General features: G+C 59.0%; 14 protein-coding genes and 1 riboswitch. Of the genes, 8 read left to right on the top strand and 6 right to left on the bottom strand.

What is annotated here, in order from left to right:
* Positions 1–8: 8 nt before the first annotated feature.
* The 6 genes from uca to AC6I8N_RS00670 all read right to left on the bottom strand — a co-directional run bounded on the left by uca (position 9) and on the right by AC6I8N_RS00670 (position 7,809).
* Positions 9–3,602: an urea carboxylase gene (gene uca, locus AC6I8N_RS00695; protein ID WP_497829834.1), complete on the bottom strand. Its 3,594-nt coding sequence runs from the start codon at positions 3,600–3,602 to the stop codon at positions 9–11.
* Positions 3,603–3,681: 79 nt separating this feature from the next.
* On the bottom strand, positions 3,682–4,317 hold the full coding sequence (locus AC6I8N_RS00690; protein ID WP_497829833.1) for an urea amidolyase associated protein UAAP2: 636 nt from the start codon (positions 4,315–4,317) through the stop codon (positions 3,682–3,684).
* Positions 4,317–5,027, bottom strand: a complete 711-nt coding sequence (locus AC6I8N_RS00685; protein ID WP_021183738.1) for an urea amidolyase associated protein UAAP1 — start codon at positions 5,025–5,027, stop codon at positions 4,317–4,319. The genes AC6I8N_RS00690 and AC6I8N_RS00685 overlap by 1 nt, the downstream gene beginning before the upstream one ends.
* Before the next feature lie 11 nt (positions 5,028–5,038).
* Positions 5,039–5,800: an ABC transporter ATP-binding protein gene (locus tag AC6I8N_RS00680; protein ID WP_497829832.1), complete on the bottom strand. Its 762-nt coding sequence runs from the start codon at positions 5,798–5,800 to the stop codon at positions 5,039–5,041.
* 122 nt (positions 5,801–5,922) lie between these two features.
* Complete coding sequence (locus AC6I8N_RS00675) at positions 5,923–6,735, bottom strand: ABC transporter permease (RefSeq protein ID WP_021183736.1); 813 nt, start codon at positions 6,733–6,735, stop codon at positions 5,923–5,925.
* Between the two features lie 15 nt (positions 6,736–6,750).
* On the bottom strand, positions 6,751–7,809 hold the full coding sequence (locus tag AC6I8N_RS00670) for a putative urea ABC transporter substrate-binding protein (RefSeq protein WP_208724510.1): 1,059 nt from the start codon (positions 7,807–7,809) through the stop codon (positions 6,751–6,753).
* A gap of 61 nt (positions 7,810–7,870) precedes the next feature.
* A riboswitch (guanidine-I (ykkC/yxkD leader) is annotated at positions 7,871–7,965 on the bottom strand.
* A 459-nt stretch (positions 7,966–8,424) separates the two neighbouring features.
* Here AC6I8N_RS00670 and AC6I8N_RS00665 point away from each other — a divergent pair.
* The 8 genes from AC6I8N_RS00665 (at position 8,425) to AC6I8N_RS00630 (ending at position 17,073) form a co-directional block, all read left to right on the top strand.
* Positions 8,425–9,147 carry a FadR/GntR family transcriptional regulator gene (locus AC6I8N_RS00665; RefSeq protein WP_021183733.1) on the top strand — a complete coding sequence of 241 codons (723 nt, stop codon included), beginning with the start codon at positions 8,425–8,427 and terminating at the stop codon, positions 9,145–9,147.
* Positions 9,144–10,139 (top strand): ABC transporter ATP-binding protein, encoded by a 996-nt coding sequence (locus AC6I8N_RS00660; protein WP_497829831.1) that lies wholly within the window; start codon positions 9,144–9,146, stop codon positions 10,137–10,139. Before AC6I8N_RS00665 ends, AC6I8N_RS00660 begins: the two co-directional genes overlap by 4 nt.
* Positions 10,136–11,197, top strand: a complete 1,062-nt coding sequence (locus AC6I8N_RS00655) for an ABC transporter ATP-binding protein (protein WP_208724509.1) — start codon at positions 10,136–10,138, stop codon at positions 11,195–11,197. The genes AC6I8N_RS00660 and AC6I8N_RS00655 overlap by 4 nt, the downstream gene beginning before the upstream one ends.
* A gap of 53 nt (positions 11,198–11,250) precedes the next feature.
* Positions 11,251–12,723: an ABC transporter substrate-binding protein gene (locus AC6I8N_RS00650; RefSeq protein WP_497830720.1), complete on the top strand. Its 1,473-nt coding sequence runs from the start codon at positions 11,251–11,253 to the stop codon at positions 12,721–12,723.
* 17 nt (positions 12,724–12,740) lie between these two features.
* The gene (locus AC6I8N_RS00645; protein WP_208725478.1) at positions 12,741–13,682 is read left to right on the top strand and encodes an ABC transporter permease; all 942 of its coding nucleotides are present in this window, start codon (positions 12,741–12,743) and stop codon (positions 13,680–13,682) included.
* 2 nt (positions 13,683–13,684) lie between these two features.
* Positions 13,685–14,566, top strand: a complete 882-nt coding sequence (locus AC6I8N_RS00640; RefSeq protein WP_021183728.1) for an ABC transporter permease — start codon at positions 13,685–13,687, stop codon at positions 14,564–14,566.
* A 9-nt stretch (positions 14,567–14,575) separates the two neighbouring features.
* Positions 14,576–16,174 carry a gamma-glutamyltransferase family protein gene (locus AC6I8N_RS00635; RefSeq protein ID WP_497829830.1) on the top strand — a complete coding sequence of 533 codons (1,599 nt, stop codon included), beginning with the start codon at positions 14,576–14,578 and terminating at the stop codon, positions 16,172–16,174.
* Between the two features lie 182 nt (positions 16,175–16,356).
* Positions 16,357–17,073, top strand: coding sequence for a DUF3053 domain-containing protein (locus AC6I8N_RS00630; protein ID WP_497829829.1), 717 nt, complete (start codon positions 16,357–16,359; stop codon positions 17,071–17,073).
* The last annotated feature ends 258 nt before the right edge of the window (positions 17,074–17,331 follow it).

The raw sequence follows: 17,331 nt of genomic DNA, 5'->3' as shown, positions 1-17,331 counted from the left end.
AATTATGCTCAGACCGGATCGATCACCATAAGTAACTGACCCGCCTGTACTTGCTGCCCGACCTGTCGTTGCAGGCTATGGATTTTTCCGCTAACCGGCGCGACGATCGGGATTTCCATCTTCATTGACTCGAGAATACCAACGGTAGCCCCCGCTTCAATGTCACTGCCTGGTGCCACCAGCCACTGCCAGACACTGCCTGCCACCTGACTCTCCACGCCACAACAATCGGCGGGAATACGGGTCTCTTCATCGGCCGACTCCGGCAACTGGCTATCAAAGGTAAACTGCCCTTCAGCGCGCCAGCGCGCCAGCTCGCTGTCGAACGCCTGCTGACGCTGCTGCTGAAAGCGGTCAATGTCCATCGCCTGCTGTGCCAGCAACGCCTGATAATCGTCGAGGCGGAATTCTCCCTCCTCCATCCGCAGTGGATAATCCCCCCACGGAAAACGCTCACGAATCTCCAGCAGCTCGTCAGCGCTCACTGGATAGAAACGGATCTGGTCGAAGAAGCGAAGCAGCCAGGGTTGGCTAAACGCTGACGTTTGGCGGTCACGGTTCCACATCTGCAAGGTGCGCCCGACAAACTGATAACCCCCTGGTCCTTCCATGCCGTATACGCACAGATAGGCACCACCGATACCCACCGAGTTCTCCGCCGTCCAGGTGCGCGCCGGATTGTATTTGGTGGTCACTAAGCGATGACGCGGATCAAGCGGAGTCGCTACCGGTGCGCCGAGATACACATCGCCCAGCCCCATCACCAGATACGCGGCGCTGAACAGAATCTCTTTCACCGCCTCAACGCTCTCCAGACCGTTGATACGACGGATAAATTCGATGTTGCTCGGACACCAGGGCGCATTGGGTCGGACAGACTGGCTATAGCGTTGGATCGCGATACGGCAGGCTTCATCATCCCAGCTGAGCGGCAGCCACACGGTGCGCGAAGGCACGGCGGCATCAGCTAAGGTTCCCAGTACATTATCTGCGTGCAAGATGTGCGCCAGAAGCTCACTTCTTGAACAAAGCTGCGCGTCGTAATGAACCTGTAAGGAACGGATGCCTGGCGTCAATTCCAGCTGACCCGGCAGCGGATGGGCCTCCAGCCACTGCATCAACGCATGGACACGAAAACGCAGCGCGATATCTAACAGAAGATCGCCATACTCCACCAACAGAAAACGGTCACCGGCGGCGCGTACACAAAGCGATGGCAGCGCACCGGTTGCTGCATGTTGGTGCAGCACTGGATCAATCAGGGGCAGCGCTGCGCTTACCGTTAACGGTTGAGGTTGCAGGCTGGCGATCTCCTCACGTTGCGCTTGCGCCAGTTGATCGGCGCTCGCCAGATCGATCGGCAGAAACTGCACCCGATCCCCGGCTTTCAACTGACCGAGCTTCCACAGATCGGCCTCAACCACCGTGGCCGGACACACAAACCCGCCGAGTGACGGGCCATCCGGGCCGAGGATCACCGGCATATCGCCGGTAAAATCGACGGTGCCAAAAGCATAAGCATTGTCGTGAATATTGGAGGGATGCATCCCCGCTTCGCCACCATCACTACGCGCCCAGGTGGGTTTCGGCCCGATAAGACGGATGCCGGTGCGGCTGGAGTTGTAGTGCACCTGCCACTCAGCGGCGAAAAACTCACGGATATCGTCGTCGGTAAAGAAAGTCGGTGCGCCATGCGGCCCATAAATCACCCGCAACTGCCAGTGGCCGCTCAGCTCAGGCAACAACGCCTGCGGCAGCTGCGCCTCGGGCAATTCGGCCGGTGCCGCCAGATGCAGTACATCCCCCGCCCGTAGCGCGCGCCCGGCATGACCACCAAATTTGCCCAGCGTAAAAGTGCTGCGGCTGCCCAGATAACGCGGTGTATCCAATCCACCGGCCAGCAGCAGATAACTGCGGCTACCGTCACGCACGTCGCCCAGCGTCAAAGTTTGTCCGGCCTGCGCGCAGATAATCTGGTTCATTGCCAGCGAGTGTTGATCAAGCTGCGCCGCCAGGAGGGCGCCAGTCAGGACAAAACTACAGCGTTGGTTGAAACGTAAGGTTGGTCCACGCAGGGTGATTTCCAGCCCGGCAGCCTGGGGATCATTGCCCAACAAGCGGTTACCCAACTGAAAGGCACGGCTGTCGAACGGGCCGGAGGGCGGGACGCCAACATGCCAGTAGCCGACACGGCCCGGCGCATCTTGTACCGTGGTCAGAGTACCGCCGCTGATAATATCCAGCGTCGGCGGCTGCCACTGCACGCCGCCAAGGGTGGCGGTAATGATGCGTCCCTGCTGCACCTCCACGAGGGTCAGCAGATGGCGCAGCCATAACAGGTTGGTTTCGATGCCATACAGTTCCGTCGCGTTCAGCGCCTGCGCCAGTCCGGTCAACGCCTGATCGCGATCTGCACCCTGCACAATCACCTTTGCCAGCATCGGATCGTAGAACGGCGAAACCTCCATGCCACCTTCGACGCTGCTGTCGACGCGCAATGTGACGTTTTCCACCTCAGCAGGAAACGCCACATGGCTCAGCAGACCGGCGCTGGGCTGGAACTGCTTCGCCGGGTCTTCGGCGTACAACCGCACCTGAATGGCGTGGCCGTTTGCCACTGGCTGCAAACTGGCGAGCGGCGCTAGCGTCTGCTGTGCCAACTCAACCATCCAGCGCACCAAATCCACGCCGTACACCATCTCAGTGACGCCATGTTCCACCTGTAAACGGGTGTTCACTTCCAGGAACCAGAACTGCTGGCTGCCCTCGTCATAAACATATTCCACCGTCCCGGCGCTGCGGTAGTTCACCGCACGTCCCAGCCGGACTGCGGTAGCCTGTAACTCCGCACGTACCGCGTCACTCAGGCCCGGTGCCGGGGTTTCTTCCATCACTTTCTGATTACGGCGTTGTGCCGAGCAATCACGCTCGCCCAGCGCAATCACCTCGCCTGCGCCGTCGCCAAAGATCTGCACTTCGATATGACGCGCACGGGCGATAAATTTCTCTAAAAATACGCCATCGTCGGCGAAATTGTTGCCTGCCAGACGCTTTACGCGGGTAAAGGCATCAGCCAGTTGCTGCGCATCATCGCAACGCTGCATACCAATGCCGCCACCACCCGCGGTGCTTTTCAGCATCACCGGATAGCCGATTTCCGTTGCGGCAGCCTGTGCCTGCTCCAGCGAAGTCAGCAGTCCACTGCCCGACAGCAACGGCACATTATTTTCTTGCGCCAGTGCGCGGGCGCGATGCTTCAGACCAAAGGCCGCCATCTGCTGCGCGTTCGGTCCGAGAAAATGCAGGCCCGCGGCCTCGCAGCGGTTAACAAATTCGGGGTTTTCACTCAGGAAACCGTAACCAGGGTGCAGCGCCTGCGCGCCGCTCTCGGCGGCAATCGCCAGCAGCTTGTCCTGGTTCAGATAGGTATCGCGCACCTGGCCTGCGCCCAGCGACCAGGCTTCATCGGCCAGCCGCACATGGCGCGCATGACGATCGGCTTCGGCATACACCGCAATCGCCTTAATGTTCATCGCTTGTAAGGTGCGGATAATGCGCACCGCAATCGCGCCACGGTTGGCAATCAATACACGCTCAATCATGACTTCTACTCTCTTTCCGGCAGGTCGTCCTGCGCTGGCATTGACGGCAGATAACGGGTCGTCCCGTTGCGTCAGATGATCACCACACGTTGACTAAAATCGGCGTGGGGTTGTAACCGTTGCAGGGGTTGTTGAGCTGCGGGCAGTTGGAAATCAGCACCAGGATATTCATCTGCGCCACCAACTCGACATATTTACCCGGCGCGGAGATACCGTCAGCAAAGGTCAGCCCACCTTCGTGCGTCACCGGCACGTTCATGAAAAAGTTGATGTTGTGGGTGATATCGCGGCGCGTCAGGCCGTACTCCGGGTGCTCCGCTACTGCCAGCATCCAACTGTCGCGGCAGGCGTGCATATGACGCTTTTCGAGGTCATAACGCACCGTGTTGCTTTCCGTGGCACAGGCACCGCCAAGGGTGTCGTGGCGGCCACAGGTATCGGCGACGATGGTCAACATCGGGCGATCGTCATTGGAACGCAGCACGCTGCCTGCGGTAAGGAACACGTTGTGCTGGCCGCGCAGCGTGTCGCTCATGCTGTAGCGCTCGGCAGTATCGTCGGCATTGAAAAACAGCGTGTCCGCCGCCTGATTGCCTTCCAGATCGGTAATACGCAGCGTCTGACCTTTTTCGACGCGATGCAGCCAGTAATCCCCGGCACCAATCTGCTGCTGAACATGCGCCTCAGCCGGATTAAGTAAACTTTCTTTGATCATCACAACTCTCCCTGCAATTGATAAAGGGCGTTATTGCGCAGACCGCGCTGGTTTTCCGCGCGTTGCAGGCAAATCTCCGGCAGCGGCGCGCGTTGCGCGTCAATCTGCAATCCCAGCGGCGCGCGCGGATAGTCACCCGCTGGCGTCAGTGGATGCGGGCAGGTATGCAGCAGCACCAGCGTATCCATCGCGAAACGCAGCCGTACTTCGGCACCCTGCGCGCCCTGCTGCTCACGTTGCAACGTACCGTTGTCGTCGGCGCGTACCTGAGCGAAGAAGTTGATGCAGGCCGCCATATCCCGCTTACCGAGGCCATATTTCGCCAGCTCGACAAGGAAACTGTCGTAGCCGTTTTGATGGCGTTGGTTACGCGCCTGCTGATAATCGCTGGAGCCAAATAACGCGGCGGTCTGCTGCGCATTCAGCGTGCCGCACACGCTCTCGTGCCAGCCGAAGCTGTCGGCTTCAATGCCACAGAAGATGCGCCCCATGTCGGAGTAGAGGCAGTGCCCGGCAGTCAGGCGAAAGGTGTGCTGGCACTTGAGGGTGTCCGGCGCGTTGTAACGCTCCAGCAAGTTTTCCGGGTTGTAAAACAACATGCCAACATTGGCTCCGCCTGCCACATCAGTGAGGGTCAGCGCGCTGCCGCTGCGCATCACAAATGACCAGTGCGAGCCAGCCGGTAATTGGGTTTGATACGAAGTCGTCATCATTCTCTCCTTCAGGCAACCTGCGATTCCGGCAGCGCTGCATCGGCAGGTCGCTGCCGATCGAGCGGCAGGTCGTAGGTAATGGTTGCGCCCCAGGCTTCCGGCGCGTGCGGATCGTGGCGCAGTTTGTCGAACACCAGCAGACGCGAGGCGAGGCTGAAACCCTCTTTCAGATCGTGGGTGATCATAAAGATGGTCAGACCGTGCTGCTGCCAAAGCTGGGTGATCAGCTGGTGCATTTCACTACGGATGCCCGGATCGAGCGCACCAAAGGGTTCATCCAGCAGCAAAATACGCGGCTGCTTCATCAATGCCTGCGCCAGCGCCAGACGCTGCTGCATCCCGCCGGACAGTTGGTGCGGATACTTACTTTGCGCATGTTCAAGACCCACCTGCGCCAGCATCGCCTGCGCACGCTGACGAATCGCCTGACGCTTACGTCCCCAGACGCGCCCCAGCCAACGGGCGGTGCTGAACTCTTCCGCCAGCATCACGTTGCCCAGCACCGTCAGATGCGGGAACACCGAATAGCGTTGAAACACCACGCCGCGATGGGCATCGGGTTCATCGGGGATCGGTTCGCCATCCAGCAGCAATTGACCTTTGGTGGGGGCTTCGGTGCCGAGCAGCATATTGAGGAAGGTGGTTTTGCCGCAGCCGGACGCCCCGACAATCGCCACAAACTCCCCCTCTTCCACGCTGATGTTCAGTCGTTCCAGCACCACTTGCTGACCGTAGTGCTTCTCAAGATTTTTCAGTTGCAATAGAGACATGCTGCGCTCCTTATTTGACCTTTCAGGCACTTATGCGTAGCGGCGCGATTTATCGCGCTGTTTTGCTGCGGTCATGACATGCGCGCGATAAATCGCGCCACTACCGACCGCCCTATTACGCTTTACTTGGCGTAATACCACGGCCAGCAGCGACGACTAATCAGCCGCAGCAGCAGGTCGAGGGCAAAGGCCAGCAGGGTGATCCAGGCGACGTAAGGCAAAATCACGTCCATCGCCAGATAGCGACGCATCAGGAAGATGCGATAACCGAGTCCTTCGGTGGCAACAATCGCTTCTGCGGCGATCAGGAACAGCCACGCCGAACTGAGCGACAGACGCACCGCATCGAACAGGCGCGGCATCAGTTGTGGCAGGATCACCCGCCACAAAATCTGTGCGCTGTGGCCGCCCAGCGTCTGTGCTTTCACCAGTTGCTCGCGCGGGATTTTCTCCACCTGGAGTTGCAAATCACGCGCAATCAGCGGGGTGATGCCAATCACAATCAGCACCACTTTCGACACTTCGCCAAGGCCAAAGCAGATAAACAGAATCGGCAGAATCGCCAGCGGTGGCACCAGCGCGAACAGCGTCACCAGCGGGGCCAGCACCGCGCGTACCACCGGCAGCGCGCCGGTGAACAGGCCAATCGCCAGCGCCAGCATCGCGCTGATCAGTACGCCACTCAGCAAACGCATCAGGCTGGCGGCGGTGTCGGTCCACAGCAGATATTCACCGGTGCGCGGGCTGGGCTGAAACGCCATCCGGTTGATGGCGTCGCCCATCGCGTTAAAACCCGGCAGCAGCTTATCCGCCGCATTGAGGCTTAAACGCGCATCCGACGCGAACAGATAGACCAGCAGCACCGCCAGCAGCGGCAGCACACCGAGCAACAGGCGGCCCATCGGCAGCGGTTGGTAGTTGATCAGTTTACGCATCGGATTTGCCTCCGCTTACAGCTGGCCTGCGGCCGCCAGTTTGGTGAACTCATCGGTGAAACGCAGTTTGATGTTACCTGCGTTGCCCCAGTTACCGGCTGGTGTCTCCACGCCAACCACATCTGCGCTCGGCGCCGCCTCACCCAACAAACCGTGTTTGAAGGAGAACTCGGCGACCAACTGCATCGTGGCTTTCAACTGGGGACTGTCGACGAAATCGAGGGTGGTTTTGGCATCGCTGAACAGATGCGTTGCCGCCAGTTGCTGGTCAAAACCCGCAAGATCGGTGCCTGACTCCTGCGCCATAAAGGTGCGGGCTTTTTTCGCCGTCGCCCCTTCACCTGCCATCGTTTGCAGGGTTTCATACCAGGCACCGGTCAGCGCTTTGCCCAGCTGAGGGTATTTCTTCAGGGTGTTGGTGTTGACCACCAGCAGGTCAAGAATTTCGCCCGGGATCTGCGCCGAGGAGAAAACCAGATGGCTGTTCGGCACCTTCTTCGCTTCCGCCAGCAGCGGGTTCCAGGTGACGATGGAGCTGACGTCCGGCGTGCCAAACGCCGCCACCAGATCGGCATCGGCGGTGTTCACTACCTTGACGTCTTTCTCGCTCATACCGGATTTCTCCAGTGCGCGAGCCAGCAGGTAATGTGATACCGACAATTGCACCAGGTTGATCGGTTTGCCCTTCAGCGCCGCCACGCTATCCGCGCCTTTCAGCAGGATACCGTCGTTACCGTTGGAGTAGTCGCCGACAATCAGCGCGGTGCTATCAACGCCGCCGGTGGCCGGAATGGTCAGGGCATCCATGTTGGTCATGGTGCAGCCATCAAAGCCGCCTGCGGTGTATTGGTTGACCGACTCGATATAGTCGTTGACCTGTACAAACTGGATGTCGATGCCGTATTTATCGGCCCATTTTTTCACGATGCCGTTCTGTTGGGCGTAATCCCACGGCATCCAGCCTGCATAGATGGACCAGCAAATCTTGAAGGAAGGTTTCGCGGCGGCCAGCGTGTTAACGCTGAACAGCGCGATGGTGCAAAGCAACAGCAAACGAAGGCAGGCTTTGATCATGGTGGTTCCTCTGACGTTAGCGGACGAATAAAGCAGGAGGCGGCGAGTAACGATCTCGCTTTCCTCCCGGGCTTTTATCCCGCCGTGTAACCGTCAGAGGACGGTCGGTCACTCTCGGACCAGCATCTCGCGATCGGAACCCTAGTGACCCATTGCAAATTGTCTGGCGACATCGGTTACCCGCTATCGCTCCTGCATCTGCTAATAGTCAGGCAAAAAAAGTGCCAATATTATATATAATTGAAATATATGGATTATTTATAAAAAACCGCGCCAGGACGGCATAAAGATGCACAGCGATGCAGCAACCACGCACCAGGATGTTGCAGGCAAACAGGCTGGAAGTTGACGCCCTTCTCACTTTTCATCTGGCACGAAAAAACTTTTTCTTAACGATCATAGGGTTATTTATTCATTACCGAACCAATTAAAAATTGGTTCACTTCTTGCCTAAGCTGATAACAGCAACCCTCCCGTAGCGGCGCGGTTTATCGCGCAGCTAGGTCAGGCCGGCATCCCTCACCCCAGCCCTCTCCCGCAAGACGGGAGAGGGAGATGTGCCATAGCGGGATCCCGTGCAGATATATTTCTGATGAATAACCAGGCGAACCAATTATGAATGACACGCCAAAACCTGCCATCAACTCCAGTTCCGCACTGGAGCAATTGCGCCAGCTGATTCAACAGCAGGAGCACACGCCCGATCGCGCACTGCCGACCGAACGTGAACTGGCCGAACGCTTTGGCGTGGGTCGTCGTGAAATCCGTCGCGCGCTGGATGTGCTGGAAGAAGAAGGCCGCATTTGGCGTAAGCAGGGCAAAGGCACCTTCGTTGGCCCGGCCGCACCGGTGCAGCCACTGGCGCTGCATGATTTGCCACAGCAGTCGAATCTGCTGGAAGTGATGGAAGCGCGGCTACAGCTGGAGCCAGGTTTGGCGCGTCTTGCTGCGCTGCGCGCCAGTAAAGAACAGATCGCCCTGATGAAGCGCCTGATTGAACGCATGCAGGGCATTGTCGCGCCGGAAGATGGCGACCAGCACGAGCTGTGGGACAGCGCCTTTCACCGCGCCATTGCCGAAGCCGCCGGTAACCGCCTGATGCTGGGACTGTTCGATGCCATCGATGCGGTGCGCCGCGATCCTGGCTGGCAGCATCTGCGGGTGCAGGCGCGTACCCCGGCGCGCCTTGATAACTACGACAACCACCATCAGCGCCTGCTGAACCATATCGCCAACCGCCAACCCCATGAGGCGGCCGCAGCGATGCGTGAACACCTGCTGGCGCTGCAACAGGCGCTGATGGAAACCCTGTACACCGGCCATGAGGAGACGCCATGAGCGCCCAACCTGTGTTATCGGTCAACAACCTGCGCGTGCAGTTTCGCGGCTCGCCGGTCACGGTGCTGGACGACATCTCCCTGACGCTGCACGCCGGGGAAACGCTGGCGCTGGTCGGCGAATCCGGCTGCGGCAAAAGCATCACCTCGCTGACGCTCATGGGCCTGCAACCCGGCAGCGCACAAATTTTACAGGGTGAGATGCGCTTTGATGGCCGCGACCTGCGCGCACTCAGCAGCAGCGACTACGCCAGTCTGCGCGGCAATCAGTTGGCGATGATTTTTCAGGAGCCGATGACCTCGCTGAACCCGGCCTTTACGCTGGGCGACCAACTGAGCGAAGCAGTGATACGCCACCGTAAGGTTGATCGTCGTACCGCGATGGCGACCGCGTTATCGATTCTGCAAAAGGTGCAGATTCCGGCGGCAGAAATGCGTCTCAAGGCTTATCCGCATCAGCTTTCCGGCGGGATGCGCCAGCGCGTAATGATTGCCATGGCATTGATCAACCAGCCGAAACTGCTGATCGCCGATGAACCGACCACCGCGCTCGACGTCACCATTCAGGCGCAAATCCTCGACCTGCTCAACACCCTGAAACAAGAAACCGGCACGGCGGTGCTGATGATCACCCACGACCTCGGCGTCGTGGCAGAAGTGGCACAGCGCGTGGCGGTGATGTACGCCGGTCAGGTGGTGGAGAGCGGCACGGTGGAGGCGATTTTCAACGATCCGCAACATCCCTACACCATCGGGCTGATGGGATCGATCCCCAGCCTCAGCGCGCGCAGTGGCGCGCTGGCGACCATTCCCGGTGCCGTACCGCTACCGGAGAACATGCCCGCAGGCTGCCGTTTCGCTACCCGCTGTCCGTTTGCAGAGCAGCGCTGCCATCACAACCGTCCGACGCTGCGCGCGCTGGCAACCGATCATCAGGTGGCCTGTTTTCGTGCCCCACTGGAACAGCACGTTACGCTGGGAGAGATCGCATGAAACCGATTTTAGAATGTCGCGACTTAAGCAAAACCTTCGCCGGACCGCATCGTCTGTTTAAACGCAATCACGGCGTCACCGCAGTGGATCGCGTGTCATTACAGGTGATGCCAGGCGAAACCCTGGCGATTGTCGGTGAGTCCGGCTCCGGTAAATCGACGCTGGGACGTCTGTTGCTGCGCCTGCTCGGTGCCAGTAGCGGCGAGGTGATGTACGAGGGCGAGAGCATCACCCACGCCAGTGGGGCGCGCCTTAACCAATTGCGTCGCGAATTACAGATTATCTTCCAGGACCCGTTCGCCTCGCTCAATCCCCGCATGACGGTACAAGAGATTGTCGGTGAGCCGTTATGGTTGCACGACAAACTGAACCGTGAGGCGCGCCATGCGCGCGTGGCGGAGCTGTTGCGCACCGTCGGTCTGCCCTCAGCCTGGGCGGAGCGTTATCCGCACGAGTTTTCCGGTGGTCAGCGCCAGCGCATCGGCATTGCGCGCGCCCTCGCCTCGCGGCCGAAATTATTACTGGGCGATGAGCCGGTATCGGCGCTGGATGTCTCAGTGCAGGCCCAGGTGGTGAACCTGCTGGAGAGTCTGAAGCAGCAATTTGGTTTGACAATGATCATCGTGGCGCACGGTCTGGCGGTGATTCGTCATATGAGCGACCGCGTGGCGGTGATGTACCTTGGCCAGATTGTCGAGCTGGCAACCGTCGATGAAATTTTCGATGCGCCGCTCCATCCCTATACCCAGGCGTTAATCGCTTCTGCGCCGCAGATGCAGCCCGGAGCCAGCCGTTCCATCCCGATGTTGCAGGGCGATCTGCCGAATCCGGCCAATCCCCCCACCGGATGCCGTTTCCATACCCGCTGCCCGTGGGCCACCGCCGAATGCCGCCAGTTTGAACCGATCAACCAGGTACTGAGTGGTGGGCGACAGATCGCCTGCCACCGCTGGCAGGAGATTAACCGTGACCGCAGCGCGATTGTGATTGCGCCACCCTCCGCCGCCTTTTTACGTCGCCGTGCGCTGTTCGAGCAGGCGGTCAATCAGCAAGCCTAACCCTCTGGAGATAAGCCGTGAAGAAAGCGTTATTAACTGCCCTTAGTGGTCTGATGTTGCTGGGTGCCAGTGCGCACAGCCATGCTGAAAGCGTGATTCGTATCGGGTTGGGTGCTGACCCGGACATGCTCGATCCGCATCTGGCGCGTACCTACTATGGGCGTTTTGTGTTTGCGGCCATGTGCGACCGTCTGGTCGATGTCGATGAGAACCTGAAAGTGATTCCTGGCCTCGCCACCGATTGGGCGTGGAGCGACGACGGCAAAACCCTGACCATGAACCTGCGCGACGGTGTGACCTTCCACGATGGTGAGAAATTCGATGCCAACGCGGTGAAATTCAACATCGAACGTGCACTGACCCTGCCGGGTTCACTGCGTAAGAGCGAAATTTCCTCGATTCAGAGCGTCGAAGTGACCGGGCCGTTGCAGGTGAAATTCCACCTGAAAACCCCGGATGCCGCGCTGCTCAGCCAGTTGACCGACCGTGCCGGTGCAATGTTAGCGCCAGAAGCCGCGAAGAAACCCGACTTCGCCACCCATCCGGTCTGCTCCGGTCCGTACCAGTTTGAAAGCCGCGTGCAGCAGGACCGCATCGTACTGAAACGCTTTGATCATTACTGGAACAAAGGCGCGTACCACTTCGATAAAGTGATTTTCCTGCCGATTCCTGATGCCTCCGTGCGCCTCGCCAACCTGCGCGCGGGCGATCTCGACCTGACCGAAGGCGTGGCGGCCAGCGATGTGAAAACTGTCGAAGGCGACAGCAAGCTGGCGCTGGCGAAAGTTACCGGTCTTGGCTATCAGGGCATCACCTTCAACATTAACAACGGCAAAGTCGATGCCAACAGCCCGCTGAAAGATCCGCGCGTGCGGGAAGCCTTCTCGCTGGCGATTGATCGCGATGCGCTGAATCAGGTGGCATTCGAAGGTTTGTACACCCCGGCTAATCAGGCGTTTTCCCCGGTCAGCCCGTATCACGTCAACCTTCCAACTCCAGCGCGTGATGTGGAGAAAGCCAAAGCGCTGCTGAAGGCGGCGGGCGTCACCACCCCACTGAATCTGACGTTGCTGGTCACCAACAACCCGACCGCGCAACAGGTCGGTCAGGTGCTTCAGGCGATGGTGAGCGAAGCAGGTTTCAACCTCAATCTGCAAATGAGCGAGTTCGCGACCCTGCTGGATCGTCAGCAGCGCGGTGATTATCAGCTCAGCCTGTCCGGCTGGTCTGGCCGTCCTGATCCCGATGGCAGCATCTATTCGTTTATTAACAGCAAAGGCACCCTCAACGATGGTCGCTACAGCAACCCGCAGGTGGATGAATGGCTGAACGCGGCGCGTTTAACCAACGATCAGGCAAAACGCCAGGCGCTTTACACCAAGGTAGTGAACCAACTGCAAACCGATATGCCGATTGCTTACCTCTACTTTGAGCCACGTATTTTTGGCATGACGAAAAAATTGCAGGGCTTTAAAGCCTGGCCGGACGGGCTGGTGCGCCTGGCAGGCGTGAGCATGGCGCAGTAAGCCGCTAAGGAGCGATGATGCTGGAACTGATTGTTAAACGGCTGCTGCTGGCCATCCCGACCCTGCTGTTGGTGAGCATGATGGTGTTCGCGCTGCAAAAGCTGCTGCCGGGCGACCCGGTGCTGGCGATGGCCGGTGAGGAGCGCGATCCGGCGGTCATCGCTCAGCTACGCGCCGAATACCATCTCGATGACCCGATTCCCACGCAATATTTCGCATGGATCGGCAATGCGCTGAAGGGCGACCTCGGTATGTCACTGCGCACCAAAGAGCCGGTGACCGCATTGATTGCCAGCAAGCTGCCGGTGACGCTGGAGCTGTCGCTACTGGCGATGCTGATTGCGCTGCTGATCGGCATCAGCATGGGGATTATCGCGGCGGTACGTAAAGACAGTTGGGTGGATCACACCACCAATTTTGTCGCGCTCTCGGGGATTTCGGTGCCGCACTTCTGGCTGGGGATTCTGCTGATCCTGTTGTTCTCGGTGCATCTGCAATGGCTGCCGGCGTCCGGTTTTGTGCCGGTGAGCGAAGACATGGCGCAGAACCTGAAAACCCTGCTGCTACCCGCGCTGGTGCTCGGCACCGGCCTTGCCGCCACCCTGATGCGCCATACCCGCGCCTCCATGATTGCGGTGCTGAAAGCCGACTATATCCGTACCGCGCGCGCCAAAGGCCTGCTGGCACCGAAAGTGGTGCTGAAGCACGCCTTTCGCAACGCGTTGATGCCGATCGTCACCCTCACCACCCTGCTGTTTGGCGAGTTGTTGGGTGGCGCGGTGCTGACCGAGCAGGTTTTTACCCTGCCCGGCTTCGGCAAGATGATTGTCGATGCGGTGTTTAACCGTGATTACGCCGTGGTGCAGGGCGTGGTGTTGGTGGTTGCCATCGGCTTTCTGCTGCTCAACCTGCTGGCCGATGTGCTGTATCTGTTAATTAACCCGAAAATGCGAGGCTAACCATGAGCGAGGTCTTAACCGCTGGCGCTGTGCCTGCCGTAGCAAAGCCGAATCGCCGGGTGCTGAAGAAGTTTCTGCGTAATAAAAGTGCGCTGATCGGCGCGGTGATTGTGGTGCTGTTTGTCGCGGTGGCGTTGCTGGCCCCCTGGCTGGCCCCCGCCGATCCGATCAAAGCCAACTTTCTCGCGGTGCGCAAAGCACCCTCGGTGCTGCACTGGTTCGGCACCGACGAACTGGGACGCGATATTTTGTCGCGGCTGATTTGGGGCGCACGTACTTCGCTGCTGGCGGGCTGCATCTCGGTGCTGATCGCCATTCTGATTGGCGTCCCGCTTGGACTGATCGCCGGATACTGGCAGGGCTGGTGTGACGGCATTATCTCGCGCTTTATCGAAGCGCTGCTCGCCTGCCCGTTTCTGATTCTGGCGATTGCGCTCGGCGCGTTCCTCGGTCCGAGCCTGTCCAACGCGATGATCGCGATTGGCCTGTCGGCGATGCCGATTTTCGCCCGCCTGACGCGCGGCCAGGTGATCGCCATTCGCCATGAAGAGTATATCGATGGCGCACGCGCCATCGGCCTGCCGGATCGCTGGATCATCCTGCGCTACGTGCTGCCGAATGTGCTGTCGCCGATTCTGGTGCAGGCCACGCTGGCGATTGCTTCGGCAATTATCACCGAAGCCAGCCTGTCGTTTCTCGGTCTGGGCCAGCAACCGCCATCGCCCTCGTGGGGCGCGATGCTGAACACCGCCAAAGGCTATCTGGAACAGGCTCCGTGGATGTCGATCTTCCCCGGTCTGGCCATTTTTCTCACCGTGCAGGGCTTCAACTTGCTGGGTGACGGACTGCGCGACGCGCTCGATCCGCGCAATGACTCACATTAAGGAAAGGTTATGAGTGAACTGGATTTTAACGTTAGCTACGCCTCACACCGTGCCCCGATGATGGGACGCAATGCGGTCGCCACCTCGCAGCCGCTGGCGGCGCAGGCCGGTATCCGTATGTTGCAATTGGGCGGTAACGCCGTAGATGCCGCGGTTGCCACCGCTATGGCGCTGACGGTGCTGGAACCTACCGGTAACGGCATTGGCAGCGATGCCTTTGCCATTATCTGGGACGGCAAAGCGCTGCACGGCCTGAATGCCTCTGGTCGCGCCCCGGCGGCATGGAACCCGGAACGCTTCGCCGGGCAAAAAACTATGCCGGAAATTGGCTGGGAAGCCGTCACCGTTCCGGGCGCAGTCTCGGCCTGGGTCGCGCTGGCGGAACGCTTCGGCACCCTGCCACTCACCACCCTCGCTCAACCGGCGATTGAATACGCGCGCGATGGCTTTCCGGTTTCGCCGCTGATTGGTCAACTGTGGCAGCGCGGCTACAACAAACTGAAAGGTCAACCCGGCTTCAGCGCCTGCTTTGCGCCGGACGGCCGCCCGCCGCGTGCCGGAGAAGTGTTCCGCAATCCGGCACAGGCTGCCACCCTGCAAAAAATTGCTGAAACCCAGGGTGAAGCCTTCTATCGCGGGGAGCTGGCGCAGCAAATGGCCGCCTTCGCTGCCGAGCATGGCGCGGCGCTGACGCTGGAAGACCTCAACCAACATCGTGCCGATTGGGTGACGCTGCTGTCGCAGCCCTTCGCCGGGGGATCGGTGCAGGAACTGCCGCCCAACGGCCAGGGCATCGCCACGCTGATCGCCCTCGGCATTCTGGAGCATTGTGATATTGGTCGTTACACGCCGGACAGCGTGCCGTGGCTGCATCTGTCAATTGAGGCGATGAAGCTGGCGCTGGCTGACCTCGAACGTTACGTCGCCGATGAGGACCATCTGGAGTTCCCGGCGGAGTTGTTGCTGAGCGACGACTACCTGAAGCAGCGTGCCGCCTTGATCGACCCGGAGCGCGCCTCTGATTTTACCTACGGCTCACCACAGCAGAGCGGCACGGTGTATCTCTCCACCGCCGATGCCAGCGGCATGATGGTGTCCTTTATTCAGTCTAACTTTATGGGCTTCGGTTCTGGCGTTGTGGTCCCCGGCACCGGCATCAGCCTGCAAAACCGTGGCGCAGGCTTCTCGCTCGATCCAGAGCACCCCAATGTGGTGGCCGGGGGCAAACGTCCGTTCCATACCATCATTCCGGCATTTGCGCTGGACGGTGACGGCCAGCCGCTGATGTCGTTTGGCGTGATGGGCGGTCCGATGCAGGCGCAGGGCCATTTGCAAATGGCGCTACGCATCATGCTGCATAAACAGAACCCACAGGCGGCAATTGATGCCCCGCGCTGGCGCGTGGTACAGGGGCGCGAAGTGGTGGTTGAAGCCGGGATGGATCGTAATGCGATTGCGGCGCTACGTAGCATGGGTCATCAGATTGTGGTGGAGGACCCGCTTCAGGGCTACAACTTCGGCGGTGCCCAGGCGATTGTGCGCGACCCGCAAGGGTTCTATATCGCTGCCACTGAAAGCCGCAAAGATGGACAAGCATTGGTGTATTGACGCCAGCCAGTGATTCCCCGCGCAATAAATTGCGCCGCTACGTGCACTGAAGCGTCGCGGCGCGATTTATCGCGCAGTTTTTACCTCACCCCGCCGTTGTGCGCACCAGGCCATTGTTCTATCCTTTAGGACCTTTCCCATCGAATTGAAATCTGCCATTAGGTGACTTACAGGAGTTGAATATGGCGTCAGGAATTTCCCGCATCTGGATGCGTAGCGGCATGCTGGTCATCACGCTGCTCGCAGTGCTGCAACTTACCGCCTGTGGCGACAAAGAGGGCGATCAGCGTAAAGCCTTTACTGATTTTCTCCAGAACACGGTCATGCGCAGCGGCGAGCATCTGCCCAGCCTGAGCGAAAACCAGAAGCAAACGTTCGGCAACTACGCGAGTGATTACGCCATTCTTTATGGTTTCTCGCAGCAGGTGAATCAGGCCGTTGAACAGGGCATGCGTCCGGTGGTCGATGAGCTGGCGGCCATTCGCGTACCGCAGGATTACCTGACGCGTCGTGACACGCTGCGCCAGGCCAGCGGCAATCTGAGCGTGCTGACACAGCAAATTCAGAGCGCCAAAATGCAGGCCGACAGCAGCCATGCTGCGCTGAAACAGCCAGATGACCTGAAAAAAGTGTATGACAGCGTCTATACCAAAGTAGTCACCCAACCGGCCAGCACCCTGATCCCGTTGCTGCCACAGTTGCAGGCGCTGAGCCAGGCGGCGGTACAGACCGGTGATTACCTGCAATCGCAGGGTACACGCGTGACTTTCAATGATGGCGGCGTGCAATTCCCGACCCAGGATCAGGCCACCCAATACAACACGCTGATGAGCACCCTCTCCAGCAATGCCCAGGCTCTGACCCAGGCGCAGAATACTGTTCAAAGCGGTTTTCAGTAATTCTTCAGGCGGGTAATCATGGATTACCCGCTTTTCAGACTTTTGTCACTTCCTTACATTCTGCTTTTCTGATTCTTCCTGCTGCGACAGAGTGTGATCTGGCGCATTTTCGACCAAATATTGTTTGTGATCCTCATCACATTTATGAAACAAACCCCATAAGTAAAAAAGTGATAAATGTCACATTTAGCCCCCTGATTTGTCTAAATATTCAGCATCGTACTTTTCTTACACGGCATTTTTGTGATCAATATCACC

Source organism: Pantoea sp. X-Soil-TKNS-1279 (assembly GCF_059730565.1).
This window is presented reverse-complemented; position numbering and strand designations above follow the sequence as displayed.